Below are 24487 nucleotides of genomic sequence, written 5' to 3' on the forward strand. Positions count from 1 at the left end.
GCTTGGTCCTGAAGTTGTTTACAACGATTGATTTCTTTCTGTAATTGATCTGCGTTTTTTCCATCTACTTTAATGCCCATTTTTTTTGCTTGATCTTGAAGTTTAGTGAATTCTGAACTTAGTTTAGATCCTTGGTATGAAACTGATGTTTGTACTTGTGTCTTGGACTCCGTATTATGGATGTCATTACTTGCGGCAAACGTAGAAGTTGCCCCTAGAATATTAAGCCCTAATGCTCCTGCCATCACGTAACCAAATACTTTTTTACTTTTCTTCATTGTATAAATGCCTCCTAAAAATTTTATTTTTAATCTAGTCGCCTATCTTACACATTTGTTACTTTCATTTTCAAATGCGCCGGCTCAATAACTAAACTGCTTTCTTTAAACATATGGCTGACAATTTTTTCTCCTATTTATGACCTCCTTTATTTATTTGCCTTGCCATGGTTCTATTATGTAATTCAAAACTGAGACGAACTTGAATATAAACTGAAGATTAGCTGAAAATCGAATTTGTAAATTTTGGCATAAGAAACAAGAGATTCAGGGTCTCTCGTCTCCCGAAATATCAGATAACTGACACACATAACTTGTACATATATAGGTGGAAAAGATATAAAAAAAAAGAAGCATATACTGCTTCTTTCAACAAACCGTTCATTCGATATAGGGAGGAGACCTGTATTCATGCATCACCTTTAGAGCCATTATATACTCTACTTTATTATATAAATTTTCCTCGTAATCGCTTATACCTTTCACTAGTGACATCATCCATATATTAAAAATTAATCCTAAAGTCATGTATTGGGTATATTAAAAAGAATAGAGATTCTACTGTAAAATGTATCTGAAAGGGTGTTTATTTTGTTCGAAAAAGAGGATGAGCAATATACGGATTTTGCAGCTGTTGAAGCACAACATCAATATGTCATTCCTGAGGAGTTCCCTGAAGGTCCTTATGGTTCCTCGATTAACAGCAAGTTAGGAAAATCGACACCTTGGGGTAAGGACCAGAAAACGCATAAGGCACTGAGCTACGATTATGAAAAGCCCTACGAAGAAACTGAACGACAATATCCCGACGCTGCCCCGACGCTCGACAATCCCGACCCGCATGAATTGAAACCTATATGACGGTGCAAGTCATATCTTATTGAAAGACCCTGATTATTCAGGGTTTTATAGTCTGTTTACCTCTGTTCATTCAAACGACTTTAAATCCATCTGAATCGTACGTCCAGGATAAAATTGCATTCCCTCATTCATTTGATTTTCTTTTGCAGAAATACTTGTTGTCAGAAGCTTGAATATGGTTGTCTTGCTTCCGAGCGAAGAACGGTATTTTTCTACATGATTTTGTGATAGAGGTGCATCGTAGTATCCTGGTACGTATTTATTAAGCATACGTTGCATGACCTCTGTCGCTTCTGATAGATCTGTCACGATTCCTATTTTCCCGAAAACCATGACACTCATATAGGCTGTATCTGTTTTCGCAGGAACAGGGTGAGAGATTGTGCCGAAGCTTTCGTACACTACAAAACTTGCATTGGCGTTTCGCTTCATCATTTCTATCTTTCTCCCTTCACTTGCGCCGTGAAAAAAAACATGACCGTCATGCCATACGAAATTCATCGGAACAACGTATGGCATTTCTCCGTCCGTCAATCCTAAAAAGCCAGTTTGTGCAGTTAAAAGAAAGCTATCGATTTTCTCTTGATCATAGCATGCTAATGCTTTATGTCTCATATATATTTCCTCCTCATATGTATGCTATAATTAGCTTATTCCCTTTCTGTCCTACCGAAAAGCGACAGTTAATGTATAAATGAACAGGTCAGATGCGGAGGTTCCTCTATATGGAATTTACTTTTTTCTTAGATCAAGATATAAAGCTCCCTTTATATATCCAGTTATATGAGCACATAAAAACAGAAATTCAATTAGGCAGGATAAAAGAAGGAGAGAAGCTTCCCTCAATTCGCAATTTGGCACAGGTGCTGCAAGTGAGTAAACAGACAATAGAAACTGCATATCAGCAGCTCATAGCTGAAGGATATGTGCAAAGCCGTCCAAGAAGCGGCATCATTGTATTACCTGTTGAAGAGAAAGAACCCAATCTGGTTCGCTTTTCAGCAGTTTTTGCTTCAGCGCCTGCAGAGGAGCGTAATGTTTTGTACGATTTTAAGTATGGAGACATTGATGTGGATTTGTTTCCGATGAAGATTTGGAGACAATGCATCAACACAGCTTTAGACGGTCCTGCACGAGACATACTTCTGTACGGACCATACCAAGGAAATGCCGACCTGCGAGATGAGATTAGGAAGTATGTATTTCGGGCAAGGGGGATTTCATGTTCGGCGGAGCAAATCTTTTTATTTGGAGGTACACAACAATCTGTAAGCTTTCTTTCACGGCTGTTACACCTACAAGACGGAAATGTCGCGATGGAAAACCCTGGTTATGAAGGTGTACGTTCTGTATTCCTTCATTATAATTGCAACATCATACCCATTTCTCTTGAAAAGGATGGTATCTGTATAGATGAACTACAAAAAATCAGGGCAAAAGCTGTATACGTTACACCATCTCACCAATTTCCACTAGGAATGGTACTTCCTATCGGAAAGCGGTTGCAGTTGCTTCAGTGGGCATGCGATACATCCAGCTTCATTCTAGAAGATGATTATGACAGTGAGTTTCGTTACATTGGAAAACCGATTCCCTCGCTCAAATCATTAGATAAAGAAGAACGTGTAGTTTACTGCGGTACGTTCTCGAAATGCTTCTTACCGGCGGCACGCATAAGTTACGTCATACTGCCGCTATCTCTTGTTGAACAAGGAAAACAGCATATCAACCATTGCAGTCAAGCAGCCTCTCCCATTTTGCAAAAAGCTTTATCTATTTTCATGAAAGAAGGATACTTTGAAAGACACATTCGACGTATGAAAACACTCTATCAGCATAAACATAAGGTGTTGCTACAGTCTATTGAGCAGTTTATGGGAGATCATGTAAACGTCATTGGGCAACGGGCAGGCTTGCATATATTGCTACATATAAAAAATGGAGATGCGGCACATTTAATAAAAAAAGCTGAGGAACACGGTATTCAAGTTTACTCACCCGCCCGGCATTGGCTCCATCAAGAGGAAGCACCTTCGGCTTTCGTGATGCTTGGGTTCGGAGGACTTTCCCAAGAGAATATTCGAGAAGGCATTCGACTGTTGGCCCTTATATGGAATTTCTTAGAGGTATAGCTGTGATATCCCGATCACACCGAAGTATGTATAACACAATAAGGATATACAAGGACAAGGGATAGAATTAAAATGCCCTCCAAGCTAAAGTGTTAGAAATTTATTATGACGTTACAAAGGACCGTATAAAAAATATTATTCGAACTCTAATGTAGCGAAGATGTTTAATATATCTGTAATTCCATAAAAAGTCCCTTCAGTATTAGAACTGAAGGGGGAGTGTTTGACATAACTCAGATTATTCGTATTAATTCAAATAATAAATAGGAATTGAATAAAACAATCGCAAACCTACTTATTAATAATTCTAGAATGCTACTTAATACCTATTTTTAAAATTAATAGTTTTGAAAAGGCTCTTATGAATTTAATAGATTTTGTTTTTTCACAAAAGAATCAATCGCTTCAAGGGCTTTTTCTGTCCCGCCGCAATCATAGAAACTATCATTGATTTTTTGTATTCCCTCTTTGTATTTGTCGTTAGAAAGCACTTCATTTACAGCATCTTTTAAAGACTGTACATTAATATTGTCTTTTGATAATCTGTAACCGGCTCCGAGCTCTGTTAACCGCTGCGCCACCATCGGCTGATCCTTATCATGAGGCAGAACGACTAAGGGTACATTGTAGTGAATGCCTTCATTGACACTATTCATTCCGCCGTGCGTAATAAAAACGTCTGAGAGGCTTAACACTTCTAATTGAGGCACATATGGAGAAATGATAAAATTTTCGGGAGCTTGCTTGATTTTAGTAAAATCTGCTTTTTCTCCGGCTGCTATCACAACTTTACCTTGAAAATCTGAAAAAGCGTCAATACAAGTGTTAAAAAATTCTTCTACTTGATTCAGAACCGTTCCCATAGAAATATAAAGAACTTTTTCATTTTTTAATGCTTCAAGAGGGAAGTGATTCGTTTCCTTTCTCTTTGGAAAGCTTGGGCCGATAAAAATATATTTCTCGCCGAAAAGATCGCTGTTAGGCTGGAAATACCGGCTTGTGTATACAACATTTAAAGCACCGTTATTATTCATGAATTGAACCATGTTCTTTGGTGAAACGCCGAATCTTTCTTTCATTTGATGCAGCAATTTTTCAGCCGTTTCATCCGGCTGAAACGGCACTTCGGAATCAGGATGCAGAGGTAGTTTTTTCAGGTGTTCCTCCGAAAATAAAAATGATGCCGATGAAGAGACACCGGGAATATTTAAGTAATCCCTCACTAATTCACCTGCCCCAAATTTATCATAAAATACAAAATCAAAGTTAATGCTTTTTGACAACTGCTTAGTGATTTCCAGTATATCTAGTGAAGTTTGAATATGAATGTTCAAAAACGCATTCAAACCAGAAGGAGTAGAAGGATTAAATGAGGCTCTTCTGAGCAAATCAGGCTGAAGATGAACCATCGCGCCAACTCCTTCAAGTCTCTCCTTGAATTTTTCAGTAGTAATGTAGTGTACGTTGTCTCCCCGTTCTGCAAATGCTTTTGCAATTCCCAGAGTAGGATTCACATGCCCTTCTGCCGGAAAGTTAACCATTAATACGTTCAACATCTGTTGCTCCCTCCTCCAAGTTTTAAATGATGTAAATTTTGCCTTACACTTTTATCATCATTTAATATACTTTTAATTATATATCAGAAGTTAGAAAGTGTTTACGCATATGTTTGAATACTTTTTGAATTTACAAAAGGCCTCAACTGCATTGACAGAAAAGGCTTTTCTTAACTCGTTTCTTTATTTTGAGTTCCGTATAGCTTGTCTTGTTATCGAGTACACTCTCATTATAACGTTAAAAGTCTAATCCAAACAAAAAGTGTAATATGTGTCTATTTTATCTGAAGTGTAAGGACAATTTTTCCTATAACAATGTTTTTACGATGGTTCTAGCCCGTTCATCCGCTACTTCGTAAAAAATCTCTAAGCCTTTTCGAGTACCAGAAATGATTTTCGCTGCTCTCATTTTTCCTAAGTGTTGGCTAATTGTACTTTGGGGCATTTTCAATTCTTCATACATTGTTGTTACATTTGTAGGCCCTTTTGTAATCATTATTTCTACTAATACTAAGCGTACAGGATGCGCCAGTACCTTTAACAACTCAGCTACTTCCTCATATTTATCTATAAGCACAGCATTTTTATTATTCAATTTAACCGCTCCTTTTCTTCCGTTTTTCCCACTATAACAAAAGAATCTTAATATTCAGTTAAAAAAATTATACTTCATAATGTAAATTTTATCCATTTTAATCTAATTTATCCTTATATATCTCTGTTGCCAAACTCGCGATGATTTCCCTTTTTAGCATCTTCTTTCCTTCCAAACCTCGGATCATCTCTGCGTCAATCAGAACTACGATAACCGCTTGTTTCTCCGCCTCTCTCACCTTCCTCCTCCTGAACGAATTCGGATTTTATACAGATCGTTTAGCAATGTACTCAGATGCTTTTAAACGGTCTTTAAATTCCGCTTCTTTTTCACGTAATAAAGACGTCCAGAACCCTTTTACTTCAGTAATATCAGCTATCCTCTAGCTATTAAGTTTATTGCGTTCTTCGATGTATGCACGAATGCTACTATTTGCAACTAATTTGTATGCATTGCCTCTTGCATACCGTTCGCTGTACCCTGCTGCTCTGTCGGTAGCCTCAGCATTCCCTAAATGGATATAATGAATGATCTGCAAATGCTTTTTGTTGTTCATTTAATGTCACTGTCATCAGCTCACTCTAAATGCTTCGCAAAATAAAAAACACCCTGAAGGATGCAGTTGGGTGCCGTATAAAAATATAGTTATACATAATATATCCGTTAGCTTTAAGAAGAATATGGTACTGGATAAGGATATGGATATAGTACATACGCTGGCATTGGGAATGGGACAGGTGTGCTTGCACCAGCTGCTAAACCAGCGACAGCACCTACTGCAAACCCTGGGTTATGCCCCCCATGATACCCCCAAGGTGTTCCATGCCCCCAAGCGGCATACCCTTGGCCATGACCCCAACTTGCGTGTCCCCATGGTCTATAATGTCTAAACACATTATTAATCATACATATCACCTTCCTGATAACTACATAGATGTTTTATCATATGGATGTATATTATATATGAGTTAGTACAACACAAAAAAACACAGTCAACTGCACTGACAGAAGAGGCTTTCTTTAACTTGTCTTTCAATTTTCTTTTCAGCTCATTCAATCATAATCTGCACAGCCTCTTCCCCCTTTTCGTCACCGTTTAAATCTCAAGTGTCTGAATATCATGATTACACTTCACCTGATTAGGAATAAAAAACCAAATCTCCTCAAAAACTAAGAAAAACTGGTTAGAGGTGAGGAAATGGGAATCTTTAGTGCAATTTCTAATTGGAACGATGAAAGATATGAAAAATCCAAAATCGAATCTCTGTATTATTGTCCTGATTGTAACGGAGAAGGCGTTATCCCTATTTACCCTGCACCCAGTGGAATTCATATACCTCCATATGATTGCCCTGGGTGCAGCGGAAGTGGTTTGTATTCTGACTGGTTTGAAGCTAATAAATAAATGTTTTATAAAAGGAGTACCTGTCTCTAAAAAGAGCTGGTATTCCTTTTTGAATTACCTGCATAACTATCTTCTTTCCTTCTAAATAATCCATGTTGTAAATCCTGTTAAGTTCCATTCCCCTCTCTCCCTCTTTCTACAAAACGATCATTTTAAACAGTTTCTTCGAACTACGTACTAATTAATTTTTTAATAGCTACGCACACCAAACTAATTGTAAATGCATAATCTGCCCATAAAGTTCGTTTTTATAGCTAATATAAAGAGGTGAAAAGAATTTATGGTTTCATATATGGATTACACATCTCCATCAACGCAATACACTTTTGATGTAAATAAAAGTCCCTTATTTAGAAAAGATAACAAAAACTATATTAACGTATTAGGTGTGAAACAATTGAATACGTTGGAGAATGCGTCTTTGCTAGACATTTTCCTAAGTGCTAATAATGTCGTAGAACCGCACTATCACCAAAATGCAGCCGAGCTGGTCTATTGTATTTCTGGTGCTGCTACTGTATCGATGCTGAACCCATTTACAAAACAAATTCTCAGTTACTCTATTACACCTGGGCAAGTGGCAAACATTCCGCAAGGTTGGTGGCATTATGAAGTAGCTACAGTTGATAACACTCATCTTTTGGCAATTTTTAATGCACCAACTCCAGAAGTGATTTTAGGATCTGACATCTTAAAATTTACTCCTGCAAATATCATGTCGCATACTTATTGCATCGATGAAAATCAATGGAAACAAGCAGTTGCACCAGTTAAACCCACAACGTATATAGGTCCATACAAGAATTGCAATAAAGTAAAAGAAAATATGCCTGATCAATATTTAAATCAACAGTATCAACAGCCACAATATATTCAGCAATACCCACAAATTCCTTACGCTCCCCAGTATCGGCAATATTGGGGCTAATAGATAAATACAACTATTGGCATGGAAAATCCATGTCTTTTTGTATTTGATTTATTGATAAGCGATGTTATGTAAGAGAGCTGGTACAAGCTAATAGATGGCAATAGGTAAGACAGCCCTAACGAGTTAATGCAAGGGTTTACCTTACCTATTGCCATCCATATCTTAATATAAAGCATTAGAAATCAAGGTTATAGCATAACTGGTATACCCCCAGGGAAACCGCCACCCATACCTATTCCAGGGGGGAATGGGGGGAAAATGCCTACACCCATTCCAGGGAAAGCGCCCATACCCATTCCAGGGAAACCACCCATGCCCATTCCAGGGAAACCTCCCATACCCATTCCAGGGAAACCACCCATGCCCATTCCAGAGAAACCACCCATGCCCATTCCAGGAAAACCTCCCATGCCCATTCCAGGGAAACCTCCCATGCCCATTCCAGGGAAACCTCCCATGCCCATTCCAGGGAAACCGCCCATGCCCATTCCAGGGAAACCGCCCATGCCCATTCCAGGGAAACCGCCCATGCCCATTCCAGGGAAACCGCCCATGCCCATTCCAGGGAAACCGCCCATGCCCATTCCAGGGAAACCGCCCATGCCCATTCCAGGGAAACCGCCCATGCCCATTCCAGGGAAACCGCCCATGCCCATTCCAGGGAAGGCTATAATACGTTGAGAATCTAATATCATGTTTTCACCTACTTTTTATAAATACTTCATAGTCTTTTACATGCTATGCTTAAAGAAAATAAAGGAGCTTATTCTCCTTTAAAATTAGGCAGACTAACATCAACCTTTTTTAAAGGACTCCCCCAAAAAGTACCATTCACATAAAATTTGGAACACTTTAATTATCAACAACAACCTTTAAAAGGTCTTTACCAAAAACATAAAACAATTTTTTAAATATTATAACTTTAATTAAAATTCATTTTAGTTTATAATAATACATAATCTTCTTACTAGGAGAAGTACCCTTCTTTGGCCGCTTGACGTTACAGTCCGGCGGTTCTTTTTTACCAAATCCATACAGCACTTTTACAAAAATCCACATTTTTCCTACATCCAACAAATGTACTATATACGTGAGAATATCATTAGTGAGGTGTACATATGGAACTGACAGTTATTGCGATGAACGAAGGATCTGAGCTGAAGTTTATTGATGAATGTGTAGAGGCGATTTTACGAAATGATGTAAGTTATACACATGTTTTAGCGAAAAACGACAGGCAATCGACGTACTTCATTACATCTGAAACATGTACATATTATACGGTGATTATAAGCGATGAGTATTATCTTTTGGAGTTTGAACGTATTTTAGACAAAGAGGGAATTACGTATTTTCATGAAGAGGTAAAAGAAAGTACAAATCCTGAACAAGAAGCAAGAGAGGCAATCGTAGATTTTATTGATTCGTTGAAGAATATAATAGTATTAAGTTGAAACAAAACAAGCCGCCTCGAAAGGAGTGGTTTTCTTTCGGTAAAAACATCGTCAGATTATCTAACAATACCCCTGTCAGAAATTCAAATTATACTTATAATAACATTAATCCTTTTTTTGAGACGCTTCCAACGCCTTTGCCGTTCAGTATTACAACTGAGCGGTCTTTTTTTATATAAGTCTTTTAAATTTTGATGCAGCCCTTATTTTATAATTTAAATATTTTAAAAATTATGTATAATTATAAAAAATAGGAGGGGTTTTATGAGCAATGTTATTCAATTTAGCAAAATTCGAAAAAGGCGAAGGTTCCAGAAGTTTCTTCCAGTATTCATAATACTAGGCATAAGTATCGGTATTGGACTACTTGCCTACACTTCAGTTGTAATGGACATGTATCATTACAATCGTCTCCCTTCAATTGCCGTTGAGCCCAAAATATAACGATAACTTAGAAATTCTAATAGTAAGGATTGCTTTATAAACTAAAAGAAAGCCGCCCCAAAAGGAGCACCCTCCCTTCTGCAGAAACATCGTCAGATTATCTAACAAAAAAAACTGTCAGGAAATTAGAATACAATTATAATAACAATTAATAGTTTGCCATTTGTAATCCTTAAATTACAACATCATTTTATTTTTACCGTTTAGTGCTAGCTGAGCGATCTTTTTCTGTCTACTATAAGGGGATCATATCATAAGGAGCGTTGCTTCTTATTGAATATTACCTTTCCTCTAAACAAAGACAATTACACTTAATACGTATAGCCACGTTGTGCCGCATATGCAAGAAGAAGTTGCACAAAAATTTGAAGATATGGTGTTCAAGCAGGTAAAATAAAATAAGCCACTTTAATTAACATGAAATCACATATTTTATGTTAGTAAAATGTTAGCAAATCGCAAAAAAGGAGGATTCCGCATGCATGTTCGTATAACAGAACGAGCGATGGAACAGCTGAAAAAGCTTGATATAGAGCCGATTGTACTTCGTGTTGATGTAAAGCCTAGCACTAACTGCAGCGTCTTTGTCGATATCGAATTAACTTTGGATGAGTTAAATAAGAAAGAAGTTGTGTATGAACAAAACGGCCTATACATTCAAATGGATTCGTATGCTAAAGAGTACATAGGCGATGAACTGAATGTGGATTATGGGACGGGATTCCGTTTGTATACACCAAACGAGACGTTGGCATACGGTATGTCTGTCCGACGTAAAAAATAAAAAGAAGATGCGAGTGCGCATCTTCTTTTTATGCTTGAACCTGCTTTCCTTCTTTGAGAAAACGCTCCAGCAAGCTTCGCTTCGTTTGTACTTTCTTATCTGTATCACTCAAAGAATCAATATACAGCTGAAGCGGAAGTTTAGCAGAATTTCGGAATAGGGCATCTTCTGCCAGTGATTGTAACGACTTTGGTATGTAAGATAAGCATAACGTAAACTGCCCTTCCAAATCCTCGCCTACATATCCTTTCTTTTCCAAGTCCTTTTTCAGCCACTCTTGAAAGACAGAATCACTCATTATATCCCCCTTTTTCTCCCAATCCTTTGGTTTTTGCATATTGCTGCAAAAATGCGACAAATCGTTCATCTTCGACAAGCCTGCATGCATGATAACGCTTCAGAAAACGCTCCGCTTCAGAAAATGAAGGAAATTCCGTTTGCTTTTCATCGTGCTCTATCATCCACTTGCCTTCATCGACCGGAAATGTATAAAAGTAGTCTCCCTTGCTATTTTCATACAGCGTACCGTTTTGCGCTCCCTTTACATTATACAGGTTTTGCTCCGAATCTGCTCGCAGCGGCTCCATGCGAAACGGCTTTGCCACAAACAGTTCATATGCCTCCTCTGTTAAAGGGCAGCCAGATGCCTTTACATGGCCTCCTCCTCCAAACTGATTTGCGATTTGTGACACATCCGTTTCATCGTGGATGGTTCGAAAGCTCATTCTTTTGCCGCCCATATTCACAATGGCGATATAGTCGATATGCGGATGCTGCTTCCCTAATTCATTACCAAGCTCCGAGTGATAGGATTCTGCATGAACAATTCCAACACAATTATCACCTGAAAATGTTTGTACAAGCTCTCTTTTCTTTTTGCGTATATACCTTTCGATCTTTTCGTTTTCCACAGCGAGCAGCTTTTCCTCAAATTCATTAAAGAAAAAGCGATCATGCTCCTGCAGCCTTTGTGTCATATTCTCTGCGAACTCCTCAATGGACATAAGGAACAACAAATCGTTAAGCTGCTTCGCTGTTTTATTGTTATGTTTATCCCATTCCCACGTATCGTATTGCCGGACAAGCTCTGTGAATTCATTTAAAGATGCCTTTTCTTCCAAAAAGCCATTCTGCTGAAGAAATTCATAAAACAAGGAAGTTGCAGATGCAAGACGGCCATCCTCATATGCAACCTTGACACTGGCCCACTCTTTTTCATTTAAATGCAACGCTGTTTTATGATGGTCGAGCAGCGTCACTTTACCTCCCATTTGGACAAATTCATTCAGCCTTTTTTCATTTTCTTCATTGACTGATAAATCTGTAATAAATAAGTACGTTTTTTTATCATGTTCTTCTAAAAAGCGTTCTACCTGATAATTCAATGATCCGATTGAGTTATATCGAACTTCAGCTTTTTCGCCAAAAGCATATTTTGCGAGAATGCCGCACCCTACCCCATCTAAGTCATTATGAGTCAATATATAGTACATATGATACCCCTCTCTTTTTTCATAGTATGGATGACTTACCTCAGTATTATCATAATTTTTATTTCGATTATTTTGAATTTTAGTAAAATTAAGAGATGAACAATTTATCTTGCTGATTGTCTTAGGATTAGTGTTTCAGCTTGTAGAACTACTGCTGCTTTTCTTTGTCAAAAATCCGCCGCAGCAATCTGCATACCGGGATAATCCATTTTTGCAAGTTCGCGAAGGGGTTCAAGCTATTCGCAAAACACCGCAGCTGCTCATTATGTTTTTGAATGTATCCTTAGTATTTATTCCGGCTGGTGCTGTATTCGATAAATTCGATCACGAGCAACTACGATCTCTCTTTTATCAATTGTCGACTCTATCTTGGACTTAATCATCTTCAGCTCTCTATCCGCTATTGCAGTGTTCGGAGCTTCCTATATGTATATAGCTTGTGCTGTAATCGCATTTATCGGCACGTTGCTTCCGATTCCTAAAGCTGTGCGCTCTAGAGAAAAACGGAAACTTGCATAGTGAACTACCACGAACCTAAAGGTATCGTAGTTTTACGCCCACAAATATAAAAAATAGACCCCTATCCATTAGGAGTCTATTTTTTATTTATACTTCATACCATACTGTTCGGACAGCCTGCTTCGGCACAGCCCAATCAGAGGTATCATTTCATCCCTTTATTGAATAATGCGGACAGCTGCAACTCCCGCAATATTTTTGATTTTCTCTGCAATGTCATCTTTTATTTTAGCATCTACACCGTTATCAATATCAATAATCGTGTATGCATAGGAACCTTTGCTTCGGTTGATCATATCGGCAATGTTGATGCCGTGCTCTGCAAGAGACGCTGTCATTTGCCCCACCATGTTCGGCACGTTTTTATGTGCAACTGTAATACGTTTTTGGCCGAAGTACGGCAGCTCTACATTCGGATAGTTTACAGAGTTGCGAATATTTCCTGTTTCCAAGTATTCCTTCAGCTGACGCGATGCCATAATGGCGCAATTTTCTTCTGATTCATATGTGGAAGCACCTAAATGCGGAGTCGGAATTACATTTTTCATGCCCAAAACATTATCGTTCGGGAAGTCTGTAACGTAAGATGCAACAATACCTTCTTCAAGAGCAACTCGCATATCATCTTCATTTACTAGTTCGCCGCGTGAGAAGTTAAACAGGCGAACACCTTTTTTCATTGTACGGAACGCTTCCATGTTAAACATGCCGCGTGTTTGGTCAATAAGCGGAACATGCATAGTAATATAATCGCATGTAGAGAAAATTTGTTCCAAATTCACGGCGCGTTGCACTTGACGAGATAATAGCCATGCTGTTTCAACTGATACATACGGATCATAACCCATTACTTCCATACCTAAAGACAGTGCATCATTTGCCACTAACACGCCGATTGCACCTAATCCGATAATGCCGAGGCGCTTTCCGCGAATTTCTGTACCAACGTATTCCTTTTTCCCTGCTTCTACAAGCTGCGGAACAGCTTCTCCTTGACCGTGAAGATTTTTCGCCCAGGAAATGCCGTCTAATAAATTACGAGAAGACATCAGCATGCTTGCAAGCACCAGTTCCTTTACGGCATTTGCATTTGCGCCAGGTGTGTTGAAAACAACAATGCCTTTTTCTGTACATGCTTCAACCGGGATATTATTGACTCCTGCACCGGCACGAGCTATCCCTTTTAAATTTTCCGGAAGCTCTAAATTATGCATATTAAAGCTACGTAAAAGAACTCCATCCGGATTGCTGTCTTCCTTCGTAACTGTATATGAACCATCTTTAAAAATATCTAAACCAATGTCTGCAATGTTATTTAACGTTTGAATTGTGTACACAAACAGTTCCTCCTTATCGATTGTTCCGTTCAAATTCTTGCATATATTCTACTAGCTTTTGCACGCCTTCTGTCGGCATAGCGTTATAAATGCTCGCACGCATGCCTCCGACGGAACGGTGTCCTTTTAATGTCTCTAGTCCTCGTTCTTTTGCCCCTTTCAGAAAAGCTGCATCCAACTCAGATGAAGGAGTCGTGAACGGGATATTCATTAAAGAACGGCTTTCTGGTGAAATAGGCGAAGCAAACAGCTTGGACTCATCTAAGAAATCATACAGCAGCTTCGCTTTGCTGCGATTGATTTCTTCTATCGCTGGAACTCCTCCGAGCTCCTTTAACCACTCAAATACAAGCTTCGCCATATAAATGCTGTACGTAGGCGGCGTATTATAAAGAGAATCGTTTGCAGCGTGAGTGCTGTAATCAAGCATAACCGGACATGTCGGATCTGCATGACCAATCAAGTCTTCCCGAATGATTACTACAGTAAGCCCGGCAGGTCCGATATTTTTTTGTGCGCCTGCATAAATCACGCCCGCTTTAGATACATCGTAATGCTTAGATAAAATATCAGAAGACATATCCGCTACAAGAGGCAAATGCCCAGTGTCAGGCAGTTCAGCAAATACAGTTCCTTCAATTGTGTTATTTGTTGTGATATGCACATAATCTGCATCCTGGTTCAGCAAAGCACGGTGTACATCAGGAATATAAGTAAACTTCTTATCCTCTGAAGATGCGACTACGGAAACATCGCCGTACTTTTTCGCTTCTGCAATTGCCTTCTTTGACCAAGAGCCGGTATGGATGTAATCTGCTTTTTTGTTTCTGAATAAGTTTAAAGGCACCATGGAAAATTGAAGTGACGCACCGCCTTGCACAAATAATACTTTGTAATTATCAGGGATGCTCATCAATTCTCGCAAAAGCGCCTCGGCTTCTGAAATAATCTCTTCAAACGCTCCGGAACGATGGCTCATTTCCATCACGGACATTCCAGTATTTCTATAATCCAGCAATTCTTTTTGGGCTTTTTCCAGCACAGGTAACGGCAGCATAGATGGCCCTGCAGAAAAATTGTATATTCTCTTCATCAGAATTCCCTCCTTAATATCATAAAGCACCTAATTTTTTATAAAATTTAAACTTCCTGAAGTATAACCTATTCTAGAATACTTGGTCAACGAATTCCAAACGATTGTGTCAACAAGCATTGGAATCGTTTGCAAAAGCGTATCTTTTATCACAAGAAAACCTTTTCATTTTTTATAATAGGTTGCTTTTTGCCAACAAGCAGGAAACCTCTATTCTTTGTCCAATTGATTAAGCGGGCTATTTTACAAGAACTGGGGGAAGCAAAAACTTCACGGTCCAGGCTGGCAGAAGAAATTGCCGGCAAAAGCCTTGATACATTTTTCTTTATCAGTGAGAAGCAGCTTACGCTTGCAGACTATCTGCAAAAAGAAATTGATCATGAGCAGCATCACATGAAACAAATTGAAGCATTTAGCAAGCTGCGCGTATAGCAGTATGAAGGACTGCTTTTCTCCAATAAAAAGAGTGTTAAGCTGTCGCTTAACACTCGATGTAAGAATAAAATATTTATAATGGCTAATTGCTTGTAAAGAAACGATCGTAAATTTGATACAGCGCAGAAAGACCGATAAGCCAATAAACAGTATCAACGAGTGCAGGAACGGAACCAAATACCTTTTCCACCAAATTGAAATCCAACGCCACAAACAACCAGTTGAGTCCTCCGACAATCAACAAAATCATAGTGAGGTAAGACAAGAATTTCATGATGTTCCCTCCAGGCGGATATTTGGTTTTTTGAAAGGCCTTTCTATACAAGTATATGTCACAATTTCATGAACTTTCTTATTGCATGCCAAAATTTTGTGAATTTTTATGGATTTTAAAAGCTAGGGAATTCTCCCTAGCTTTTTAATTTACCTTCAAAAACAATTTTTCTGCCGCATGGTTCTGCGGTTGTTTTTCCGTCTTTCGTTACTTCATGAAAAATCGGCTCTTCCATACGGCGCGATGGGGTATACCCTTCTCTGTCCATTCGTTCCAAACAAGCCGAAATTGTTTCATCTGGAAGCACTTCAAATTTTTTCTTTTTTTGCTGATTTGCCATCTGTTCACCCACTTTCATCTTATAGCATTTTACCCTGTTTCTTTTCTAAATAAATTATTTTTTTGAAAATTCAATGTTATAATCTTGCATTTTCAAACATAAAGGCAATGTAGGAAAAAATCGATTAAAAAAGCCAGCACCGCTGGCTTAAAAGTTTTCCGCTTTGCTTTCAACAAGCTGTTCGGCCCGCTGTTTGGAACGAGATACATATACGATTGATACAAGAGTCAGTAAAATCGAAATGCTGATATAAAAGCTGACTCCTTTTACGTTTTCAATAAAGATTCCCCCAAATACAGGACCGATGATACTGCCGAGACTGAATGCAATCCCGCATAAAATATTCCCTGCCGGCAGCAGATATTTCGGAAGTAAATCTGTCATAAAGCCCAACCCCATTGAAAAAGTAGAGCCTACAATCATGCCGGACAACAGCACAAGACCGAACTGTACCCAATAATATTGCTCCCATAATGCTACTGCAAGAAAAATGAACGAGCTTAACACAAAAATCCACGTCAATACCTTCCCTCGCCCAAAGCGGTCGCTGGTAATCCCAAGCGGCACCTGTGTCATAATTCCGCCGATGGAAAATGCAGGCAGCAAAAATGAAATTTGCTCTACACTTAAACCGTTTCGCATCGTATACACAGGTAAATTGCTGTTGAGCATCGCTTCAAGCAGTCCGTATACAAACGGTGCCAATAATGCAAGCCAGCTGAATTGCAGCACTTTTTTGTAACGTATGAAAGACGTTTCGGCTTGATGTTCCGGAGCAGCCTGTTCGGGGTACGCATTTTGGGTTGGGAGCATAAGCAGCCATCCTAGCAAACAAAGAATGGTAGAAATAATGAATGGGGTTGCCAATCCGTATTCAACTGTACTTGCTAAGTAAGGACCCGCTGCAAAGCCAAGGCCGAAAAATACGCCGTAAATGGAGACATTTTTCCCTACCTTCCCTGGTTCGGATGCAGTCGTAATCCATGTCTGCGTTCCGACGTGCAGCATATGATCCCCTACCCCGATTGCAAAGCGGAGAATAAACCAAGCCCAAAATGAAAAGGTTTGCGTAAAGAAAAATAAAGACACAATGACCATAAATCCGCCCAGTAATACAATCGGCTTCATGCCAAAACGCTGCATCGGCTTTTCTAAAAACGGAGAAATAATAAGAATACCGATGTATAAAGCTGTGGCATGCAAACCATTAAAGCTTGAGCTGATTCCCTGCTTTTCAAATATCATGGCAATGGCCGGCAGCAGCATGCCCTGTGACAAGCCGGAAATTGCAACAACGCTGACCATCATCCAAAACGTATATTGTTTATTCAAAAGTACACTCACTCCCAACTGAAAACGCAACAGCTTTCATTATATATCTCAAAGCGCAAAAGAAAAACCAGTTAGACACTGGTTTTTCAAAATCTTATGAATCTAAGAACACACGAATATGGTGTGCCAGCTCGTCTAAGCAATCTACAAAAGGAGAATGGCCGCAGTCCGGTAAAATGACCAGTTTAGCGCCAGGAATTTCTTTTGCAATTTCCTCTCCCATCTCCCGCGGCACAACGTAATCCCGATCTCCTTGCAATACAAGAACAGGAGCTTGAATACGCCGAACAGCGCCTGTTCCATTTACTACGCCGTTAAACTCATCTGAGATATTAAACATAACAAGACTATAATCTACATCTACTAAATTTCTTTGTGTGAGCATGTCATCTAAGTATTCTTCATATTTCTCCGGTGCTGGCTGACGATGCGTATATATGAGGAGGTTCCAAATAGTGCGGTAATATTCTTTATCTTTATTTTCTAAGGCTTGTAATACAGGAGCTACTTGCATTGGATCACATGCAATCTCTTCTTTTGTTGTCAGGAATTGGCCAGCAAGCGGCGCACCGTCCGCATCTTTTTTATACATCGGGTATCCTTTAATTCCTACTGATTCAACTAAAATTACATTCTCGACATATTCGGGATAATCTGCTGCAAACTGCATAGTAACACCGCCGCCTGTTGACCAGCCTGCCATTGAGAAGGAGGTTAGGCCTAACTGATCTACAAAAAGCTTAATATCCTCAGAGAAATCCTTTAAAGAGTTCACCGGCTGATTGTATGTAGAAAAACCGAAGCCTCTCATATCAATTGCATACATCTTATAAGAATCCTGCAGCTCTTCCATTAAAACATCCCAATGCTTAGACGATGTCATATTCCCATGAACCAACACCAGAACTTTACTTCCAGAACCAGTTTCCCGATAAGCAATCGTTTCCCCATTTTGCAGTACAGCCGATTTTACCGCCATCTCCAAAGTCATGCTCCCACCCCTTTTTTGTAAGCGTTTTACAAAATAATCATACCATATTATGGGAGAACTATGTTTATCATAAACTATTATATTTTCTTTTTTGTTTTAAAAAATTCTTATTCACATTTTTTTCTTTTCCTATAAAAACGTCTATAATACATACATAATATTGTTTTTAGATGGAGGACAGCAATGAAGACAGAGAAAAAGATGTTACTTTCTGCGATTGCGGCTTGCTGCCTGCTGACAGCCTGTGCAAAGGAACCAAAGAAAGAAACCCATCAAGAAACAAATACAGTCACAAAAGAGCCCTCAGGCGGTATGATGACAGGGTTTCCCCCATCTCCTGAACAGACGGTAACAAAAGAAAATTGGATGCAAGATCCTTACATTCGATGGTCGCTTTCACATATGCGGGAAATGATACAAACGAAGCAGGTTTGGCGCGGGACAGGGAATCCTGCACCATTAAAATATGCACCTAAAAATTTAAACAATTTTACCATTGCAGATGAAAATGGCGAGCCTGTTGCTTTGCAGCAATTTTTAACACAAACAAAAACGGATGCCTTTCTCGTCATGCATGAGGGTAAGGTCGTTTATGAAGAATATTTTAACAATACGGAGCCACATGAACAGCATTGGATGGCGTCACTTACAAAAGTCTTTACAGGCCTGCTTGTAAGCACACTGGCTGATGAGGGGAAAATTGATATGACAGCAAAGGCCTCCTCCTACCTCCCTGAACTGGAGAATACAGCCTTTGGCAATGCAACGGTTCAGCAGCTTATGGACATGCAGGTTTCGGCTGATTTTCCTACGCACGGCTTTGAGAAAAGCGGATTAGGAAATCAGGATGCGCAGCTGTTTTTAGCAAGCGGACAACTTCCTGCTATTAAAGGCGGTCCTGCGTCAATTTACGATATGCTAAAAGAAGCCCAGGAGCAAAAGGAACCCGGCACCGCTTTTTCATATAACAACGGCTCTGCCGAAACACTCGGATGGATTGTGCGGCGCGTGACCGGCAAGTCGCTTGCCAAAGTAATGGAGGAGCGCATTTGGCTGAAGCTGCATCCCGAAGAAGATGCCTACTATGTTTCGGATCTTCTCGGCACTGAGCAAGCAAGCGCAGGCTTAGCTGCTACACTTCGCGATATGGCACGCTTTGGAGATATGGTTCTCAATCATGGAATGGTAAACGGAAAACGGATTTTGCCAGAAACCATCTTTTCTGAAATTGCAAAGGGCGGCAATCAGCAGTTATTCATTGAAAGCGCCACTGAAATCGATAAACCCTCCTACTCATACCATAATCTGTGGTGGATTACAAACAATGAAAATAAAGCATTTGAAGTGACAGGCAGCTACGGACAACGCTTATATATTGATCCAAAAGCAAAAATGGTAATCGTTCATCTTTCTTCCAATGCCGATCATAACATGGAAATTCAGGATGCGTATTCAAACGCTTATTTAAAAATCGCGCACTTCTTAATGCAGCAAAAGAAATAAAGTTCACAATCCAAAATATTATTTCAAATGTTAAAACCTGACTGGCAGCTCCATTTGGGTTTTATTTCACATTGTGTGCTCTTCCATTCATTTCCTTTGACTCGGCGCATTTCCCATGGTACCCTTTTACCTAACGAAAGAGCGAGCCTCTTTCTCAGTATGATACCGACACCTTGCGGCAAAGGTGTCTTTTTAATTTTACACTACACACTTAACACCATTTCTATCTTTCAAGACTGCACTTTGCAGTCTTTTCTTTTTTCTCTTTACATACTGTCACAAGGCATTCCAAAAATTCACTCATAAAAACAAAATGTTTAACCTATACTACGAACGTAATCATTATGAAGGGGGGCATCTTTCATGCAAAAAAACGCAAGAGGACATGTCCAAGATTCCTGCACCGCATTAAATGAAGCAATGAGCTGCTTGCAAAGCGCATTGCAGACAGTTGAAAAAGCCGACAACCGCAGCCGTATTGAACAGTCGCTTCAATCTGTACAAACCGCATTACAACAATGCAACAGCACAGCACAAATTTTATCTCAAGAGTAATAAAAAGGCTCATTTCACAAAAATTGTTGCTAATAAATTATGTAAGATTTGTTAAGCATATTTAAAAACCACAAAACCGCCTTATTAGGCGGTTTTGTGGTTAACATAATCAGCATTATCGGTAGTCAATGTATTTATAACCCTATAAAAATACCCTTCAGACCTTTGTGCTGAAGGGATTTTTGATCACCCAACTCAGATATTGGTATATAATCCATAAATATCTACTTTTACAAACATACGAGATTTTTAGATTAACTTACTATAACCTTAGTTATAGTAACTAAACTTGTCATGAAACAGAAACGAACAAAAGGAAAATATCCACCTTATTCATCTTTATGTTTATGTTTATCTTTATGTTTATCTTTATGCCCACCATTATCAGGAGGGTTTTTACCGTCATTTACATTACCGGCCTCATTTTGACCGTTTTGACCATTATCATTTCCTTTATTACTATCTTGTCCTGGATTTTGTGGTTCTGATGGAACATCGTCAGAACTAACTCCCTTAATGTATAGCTCGTTATTCGCCGTGTATACGCTGTTTGGTTGCTGGAAGCGGGATGTGTCTGTTCCGAATGCTTGCATCATCGCTTTAAAAATAAGTTGCGAGATTTTTGTAGTATCCCCAAGCATATAGTTATCTGGACCGTTCTTCGCATAGCCGGTCCAAACAGCCATCGTGTACTGTGGTGTATAACCGGCAAACCAGCTATCATTTGTCGCTTTGGATGGATATCCGAATTGACTGATTGTCTTATCGTCAAAGTTCGTTGTTCCCGTTTTTCCGGCAACATCAAGACCTGATACATTAGCTGCTGTACCTGTTCCGTTAGAGGCATTCACTACACCACGAAGCATATCGGTAATCATATAAGCTGTATAATCTTTCATAACGCGTTTGCCTTTCAGCTTAAAGCTTATTTCTTTGCCGTCCGGGAAAACAACTTTTGTAACGAAATGCGGCTTTGTATAGACACCGGCGTTTGCAAATGCACCGTATGCTCCTGTCATCTCAAGAGGAGATACAGAGTTACTTCCGATTGCGTAAGATTCATGAACTTGATTATTTGAGAACGTAATTCCGAGTGATTTCGCAAACCCCTTTGCTTTATCCAAACCGACTTTCTGTAATGTCTTCAAAGCTGGAATGTTACGTGACTCTACTAAAGCCTCTCGTATAGACATAGAGCCTTTGTAATCAGTATAAGCGTTTCGAATTGGTTGTCCATTTGAGTAATGATACGGTTCGTCCACAACTTGGTGGTACGTCGACCATTTTAAGTTTTCAATCGCTGGACCATAATCAAAGATTGGTTTAAACGTCGAACCTGGTTGACGATTTATATCAATAGCGAAGTTATTTCCTCGGAATGTCGCTTTGTATTCGTTGCGACCGCTTCCGATGGCGCGTACTTCACCCGTTTTCGAATCCATAAACGTGAAAGCCGCCTGGAAACGGTCGTTCGGGTAACTCACAATATCTTGTGTATTCATGATTTTATCGGCATACTGCTGTGCTTTCGGGTCGAGTGTCGTGTAAATTTGCAGACCGTCCGTGCCGATATTGATGTCTTTCAACTTGCCTTCAACTTCTTTCGCTGCAGCATCCAAAAATACTTCATACGGCATACCTTCTTGATTGTTTTTCGGAACAATGCCCTCCGTTACCGGAACCTTCATCGCGTCCTGCATTTGTTGCTTCGTAATATAGCCCTGTTTATGCATAGAGGCCAAAACAAGATCACGACGCTTTGTGGCCGCTTCTTTGTTTTCTGGTTTGGACGGATCGTAATTATTCGGGCTTTGCGGCAGCCCAGCTAACATGGCAGCCTGCGGAAGTGTTAATTTTTTCAAATCATTCGCTTCAATACCGTAGTAGTTTTTCGCTGCAGCAGCAACTCCGTAAGAGCGGTTTCCAAGGTTGATTTTATTTAAATACATCGTTAAAATGTCATGCTTGGAATATTTTTCTTCCAACTTATATGCCAAGTACCATTCCTGTACTTTTCGTTTCAACGTTTTTTGAGGAGACAAAAATGAGTTTTTAATGACTTGCTGCGTAATAGTACTTCCACCCTGGGATCCGAAGTTCCCAATCAAGTTTTCGAAAATCGCTTTACCAGTCCGCTGTATGTCTATACCATGGTGTTCATAAAAATGTGCGTCTTCTGTAGCAATAAGTGCATGTTCCAACACTTTTGGAACTTGATTGTACGTGATTTTTGTTCGCTTTTCCTTCCCATATTCATAGATAAAGTTCCCATCTTTATCATAAAACTTCGTCGATAGTGGATCCGCCAATTTTGACTCATCTATTTGAGGGGTGTCCTTAATCATGGAAAAGAAAATAGCCACTCCCGTTCCCACCGATATGATGCCAACAAGTAAGCAGGCAAGTAAAAGCTTTTTCAAGAGAGAGCCTTTTTTGGGGTGCTTTTCACTTGTTTTCTGGTCCTGTTTTTTTCTCTGTATTTGTTTTCGTTCCTCACGAGAATGATACGTTTCTGACATTCTTCTCTCCTACCTTTCACTTACTCAAAAAAGTCGAAGGATGAACCCTGTTAAAGACTTTATAATGAGAAATATAGCCTCCCTAGTATATATGGGTATTCAATGCAAGGGTGGTATTCGAATTGCAACGCATGCCTAATTCACTCAAAATCCTTTTCTGTATATGCGTTTTACTATACAAAATCTCTTCTCATATTCATTTGTACTATAATAATTTATCATAAATAACCAAACTGATGTATTACAAAAAAAATACAATAACCCTAAATTTAAAGCTACATTCATTCTTTTCACTTGAATGTTACAACCAAAGCATTAATTATACAATTTATAGTATGATATGTATACGTCATGCATTTTTATTTAAGAATTTCTAAACTACCGATAATCATTAAAACAAAAAACGCTTCTATCAAGTTAAGATCACGAAAAATCTCTAGTCAAAACAACCGCCCTTTCAGAGATGCTCGATGAAAGGGCGGTTGTTTTTTATGTCTGAAATGAATATTACAGAGGGCCTCCAATCGTTACAAACACACGATTGGAAAGGTTGGATTTCTACAAAGAACAGAAGGAGTTTGGCACTCTTGCACAAATGATACGGTATCTTCTGCAGATCACACTCGAACAGTCGGACAATCGGGGTGGCATATAGCCATCCCTTGTCCGAAGACAATTCATCCCCACCTTACTCATTGGACTGCGCCCTTCCCATTCCTTGAGGATGGGGTCTTCTCGCCTACAAAAGATAAAAAAGCACTTCTTTTACAAGAAGTGCAATGGAGGCAAACTAAACTATGTAGTCGCGATCCTACACTTAAACCATATGCGGAGACTGTTTCCCTTATTCCGCATAAGTCATTTTCTTAGTCATGCCTCCGTCAATAATAATGTTTTCTCCATTAATAAAATCATTTCGCTCATCGCTCAAAAAGAAACACGCCCGTGCAATATCTGCCGGATTTCCGACCCGTAAAGACGGATGCTGTGCATGATCCTCTGTTTTTAACCGCTCATAATCCCCTGTCTCGATCCAGCCCGGACTGATGCTGTTCACTGTAATGTGCTCATCGCTTAAAGACAGTGCCAACGCATGTGTCAAAGAGACAATACCGCCTTTGGAAGCTGCATATGCTTCAGAATGCGGTTCAGACATAAACGCACGCGTGGAAGCGATATTGATGATACGGCCATATGACGTTCCTTTATTTTGTTTCGTAAATTCCTGCGCAGCAAACACCATGCTGCGCAAATTTACATTCAATACCTCGTTCCAATCTTCCACTGTCAGTTCAAGAAGCGGTTTGAATTTGCTAAGCCCTGCATTATTAATCAATATATTTACTTTCCCGTACTTCTTTTCAATGTGGCGGAACATGTGTGTAATTTCTTCAACGCTTTGCAAATCGATGCTATAAAAGCGGACTTCATATCCAAGATCCTTATATTCCTTCTCCAATACGCTTCCAGCTTGTTCGTCCTTATCAGCCATAATCACAACAGCCCCTGCTTCGCAGTATGCTTTTGCAATTTCCTTGCCAATTCCGTTTGCTGCGCCTGTTACAAGAACGGTTTTATATTTGTGGGCGTAAAACTACGATACCTTTAGGTTCGTGGATGTAAGCCCACGGTTTTCATCCTTGTTCTTGCATGTAT

At 39.3% G+C, this 24487-nt stretch carries 26 protein-coding genes and 1 pseudogene; 9 read left to right on the forward strand and 18 right to left on the reverse strand.

What is annotated here, in order from left to right:
* Nucleotides 1-278: hypothetical protein (locus tag H540_RS29980; RefSeq protein ID WP_034671212.1), on the reverse strand; the 278-nt coding region annotated here is incomplete at its 3' end.
* A 582-nt stretch (nucleotides 279-860) separates the two neighbouring features.
* Here H540_RS29980 and H540_RS0116465 point away from each other — a divergent pair.
* A complete protein-coding gene (locus tag H540_RS0116465) occupies nucleotides 861-1139 on the forward strand; it encodes a hypothetical protein (protein ID WP_028401590.1) in 279 nt (92 codons plus the stop codon).
* A gap of 66 nt (nucleotides 1140-1205) precedes the next feature.
* Here the strand turns inward: H540_RS0116465 and H540_RS0116470 are convergent, their stop codons facing one another.
* Nucleotides 1206-1754 carry a pyridoxamine 5'-phosphate oxidase family protein gene (locus H540_RS0116470; RefSeq protein WP_028401591.1) on the reverse strand — a complete coding sequence of 183 codons (549 nt, stop codon included), beginning with the start codon at nucleotides 1752-1754 and terminating at the stop codon, nucleotides 1206-1208.
* A gap of 110 nt (nucleotides 1755-1864) precedes the next feature.
* Here H540_RS0116470 and pdxR point away from each other — a divergent pair, with 110 nt between their 5' ends.
* Nucleotides 1865-3271: a MocR-like pyridoxine biosynthesis transcription factor PdxR gene (gene pdxR, locus H540_RS29985; protein WP_034671216.1), complete on the forward strand. Its 1407-nt coding sequence runs from the start codon at nucleotides 1865-1867 to the stop codon at nucleotides 3269-3271.
* A 359-nt stretch (nucleotides 3272-3630) separates the two neighbouring features.
* On the opposite strand, the gene H540_RS0116480 is transcribed toward pdxR, so the two are convergent.
* The 5 genes from H540_RS0116480 to H540_RS29995 all read right to left on the reverse strand — a co-directional run bounded on the left by H540_RS0116480 (nucleotide 3631) and on the right by H540_RS29995 (nucleotide 6328).
* Complete coding sequence (locus H540_RS0116480; protein WP_028401592.1) at nucleotides 3631-4827, reverse strand: macrolide family glycosyltransferase; 1197 nt, start codon at nucleotides 4825-4827, stop codon at nucleotides 3631-3633.
* Nucleotides 4828-5134: 307 nt separating this feature from the next.
* Entirely contained in the window at nucleotides 5135-5422 is a 288-nt protein-coding gene (locus H540_RS0116485) for an ArsR/SmtB family transcription factor (RefSeq protein WP_245592268.1), read from the reverse strand.
* 97 nt (nucleotides 5423-5519) lie between these two features.
* Nucleotides 5520-5660 (reverse strand): hypothetical protein, encoded by a 141-nt coding sequence (locus H540_RS33300; RefSeq protein WP_155891052.1) that lies wholly within the window; start codon nucleotides 5658-5660, stop codon nucleotides 5520-5522.
* Between the two features lie 144 nt (nucleotides 5661-5804).
* Nucleotides 5805-5978, reverse strand: coding sequence for a terminase small subunit (locus H540_RS35585; protein ID WP_081415172.1), 174 nt, complete (start codon nucleotides 5976-5978; stop codon nucleotides 5805-5807).
* Between the two features lie 113 nt (nucleotides 5979-6091).
* The gene (locus tag H540_RS29995; RefSeq protein WP_051317145.1) at nucleotides 6092-6328 is read right to left on the reverse strand and encodes a hypothetical protein; all 237 of its coding nucleotides are present in this window, start codon (nucleotides 6326-6328) and stop codon (nucleotides 6092-6094) included.
* A gap of 779 nt (nucleotides 6329-7107) precedes the next feature.
* Here H540_RS29995 and H540_RS0116515 point away from each other — a divergent pair.
* Complete coding sequence (locus H540_RS0116515; RefSeq protein ID WP_028401595.1) at nucleotides 7108-7755, forward strand: cupin domain-containing protein; 648 nt, start codon at nucleotides 7108-7110, stop codon at nucleotides 7753-7755.
* Between the two features lie 191 nt (nucleotides 7756-7946).
* Here H540_RS0116515 and H540_RS0116520 read toward each other — a convergent pair whose 3' ends face one another.
* Nucleotides 7947-8453, reverse strand: coding sequence for a hypothetical protein (locus H540_RS0116520; protein WP_028401596.1), 507 nt, complete (start codon nucleotides 8451-8453; stop codon nucleotides 7947-7949).
* Between the two features lie 423 nt (nucleotides 8454-8876).
* Between H540_RS0116520 and H540_RS0116530 the strand changes: the two genes are divergently transcribed.
* Nucleotides 8877-9212, forward strand: coding sequence for a hypothetical protein (locus H540_RS0116530; RefSeq protein WP_028401597.1), 336 nt, complete (start codon nucleotides 8877-8879; stop codon nucleotides 9210-9212).
* 922 nt (nucleotides 9213-10134) lie between these two features.
* Nucleotides 10135-10440 carry an iron-sulfur cluster biosynthesis family protein gene (locus H540_RS0116540; protein WP_028401599.1) on the forward strand — a complete coding sequence of 102 codons (306 nt, stop codon included), beginning with the start codon at nucleotides 10135-10137 and terminating at the stop codon, nucleotides 10438-10440.
* A 28-nt stretch (nucleotides 10441-10468) separates the two neighbouring features.
* Here H540_RS0116540 and H540_RS0116545 read toward each other — a convergent pair whose 3' ends face one another.
* Nucleotides 10469-10738, reverse strand: a complete 270-nt coding sequence (locus tag H540_RS0116545) for a hypothetical protein (protein WP_028401600.1) — start codon at nucleotides 10736-10738, stop codon at nucleotides 10469-10471.
* Nucleotides 10731-11933, reverse strand: a complete 1203-nt coding sequence (locus H540_RS0116550) for a DHH family phosphoesterase (protein ID WP_028401601.1) — start codon at nucleotides 11931-11933, stop codon at nucleotides 10731-10733. The genes H540_RS0116545 and H540_RS0116550 overlap by 8 nt, the downstream gene beginning before the upstream one ends.
* A gap of 109 nt (nucleotides 11934-12042) precedes the next feature.
* Between H540_RS0116550 and H540_RS0116555 the strand changes: the two genes are divergently transcribed.
* Nucleotides 12043-12312 (forward strand): hypothetical protein, encoded by a 270-nt coding sequence (locus H540_RS0116555; RefSeq protein ID WP_028401602.1) that lies wholly within the window; start codon nucleotides 12043-12045, stop codon nucleotides 12310-12312.
* 298 nt (nucleotides 12313-12610) lie between these two features.
* On the opposite strand, the gene H540_RS0116565 is transcribed toward H540_RS0116555, so the two are convergent.
* Both H540_RS0116565 and serC read right to left on the reverse strand, forming a co-directional pair.
* Nucleotides 12611-13789, reverse strand: a complete 1179-nt coding sequence (locus H540_RS0116565; protein ID WP_028401603.1) for a phosphoglycerate dehydrogenase — start codon at nucleotides 13787-13789, stop codon at nucleotides 12611-12613.
* A 13-nt stretch (nucleotides 13790-13802) separates the two neighbouring features.
* On the reverse strand, nucleotides 13803-14882 hold the full coding sequence (gene serC, locus H540_RS0116570) for a 3-phosphoserine/phosphohydroxythreonine transaminase (protein ID WP_028401604.1): 1080 nt from the start codon (nucleotides 14880-14882) through the stop codon (nucleotides 13803-13805).
* A 189-nt stretch (nucleotides 14883-15071) separates the two neighbouring features.
* Between serC and H540_RS0116575 the strand changes: the two genes are divergently transcribed.
* On the forward strand, nucleotides 15072-15314 hold the full coding sequence (locus H540_RS0116575; RefSeq protein WP_028401605.1) for a hypothetical protein: 243 nt from the start codon (nucleotides 15072-15074) through the stop codon (nucleotides 15312-15314).
* An 85-nt stretch (nucleotides 15315-15399) separates the two neighbouring features.
* On the opposite strand, the gene H540_RS0116580 is transcribed toward H540_RS0116575, so the two are convergent.
* From H540_RS0116580 to phaZ, 4 genes are all read right to left on the reverse strand, one after another.
* Nucleotides 15400-15591, reverse strand: a complete 192-nt coding sequence (locus tag H540_RS0116580; RefSeq protein WP_028401606.1) for a DUF378 domain-containing protein — start codon at nucleotides 15589-15591, stop codon at nucleotides 15400-15402.
* Between the two features lie 136 nt (nucleotides 15592-15727).
* Nucleotides 15728-15931, reverse strand: coding sequence for an NETI motif-containing protein (locus H540_RS0116585; protein WP_028401607.1), 204 nt, complete (start codon nucleotides 15929-15931; stop codon nucleotides 15728-15730).
* A gap of 147 nt (nucleotides 15932-16078) precedes the next feature.
* Entirely contained in the window at nucleotides 16079-17263 is a 1185-nt protein-coding gene (locus tag H540_RS0116590) for an MFS transporter (RefSeq protein ID WP_028401608.1), read from the reverse strand.
* 94 nt (nucleotides 17264-17357) lie between these two features.
* Nucleotides 17358-18254, reverse strand: a complete 897-nt coding sequence (gene phaZ, locus H540_RS0116595; protein WP_028401609.1) for an intracellular short-chain-length polyhydroxyalkanoate depolymerase — start codon at nucleotides 18252-18254, stop codon at nucleotides 17358-17360.
* 183 nt (nucleotides 18255-18437) lie between these two features.
* On the opposite strand from phaZ, the gene H540_RS0116600 reads away from it, so the two are divergent.
* Together H540_RS0116600 and H540_RS0116605 are read left to right on the forward strand one after the other, a co-directional pair.
* Nucleotides 18438-19757: a serine hydrolase domain-containing protein gene (locus tag H540_RS0116600; protein WP_028401610.1), complete on the forward strand. Its 1320-nt coding sequence runs from the start codon at nucleotides 18438-18440 to the stop codon at nucleotides 19755-19757.
* A 363-nt stretch (nucleotides 19758-20120) separates the two neighbouring features.
* Nucleotides 20121-20312, forward strand: a complete 192-nt coding sequence (locus H540_RS0116605; RefSeq protein ID WP_028401611.1) for a hypothetical protein — start codon at nucleotides 20121-20123, stop codon at nucleotides 20310-20312.
* Nucleotides 20313-20641: 329 nt separating this feature from the next.
* Here H540_RS0116605 and H540_RS30000 read toward each other — a convergent pair whose 3' ends face one another.
* Both H540_RS30000 and H540_RS30005 read right to left on the reverse strand, forming a co-directional pair.
* Nucleotides 20642-22831 (reverse strand): transglycosylase domain-containing protein, encoded by a 2190-nt coding sequence (locus H540_RS30000; protein ID WP_051317146.1) that lies wholly within the window; start codon nucleotides 22829-22831, stop codon nucleotides 20642-20644.
* Nucleotides 22832-23675: 844 nt separating this feature from the next.
* A pseudogene (locus H540_RS30005) lies at nucleotides 23676-24407 on the reverse strand (SDR family NAD(P)-dependent oxidoreductase); the annotation flags it as partial.
* Nucleotides 24408-24487: the final 80 nt, after the last annotated feature.

The sequence above is a fragment of the Ectobacillus panaciterrae DSM 19096 genome (assembly GCF_000430785.1).
Lineage (GTDB): Bacteria > Bacillota > Bacilli > Bacillales > Bacillaceae_G > Ectobacillus > Ectobacillus panaciterrae.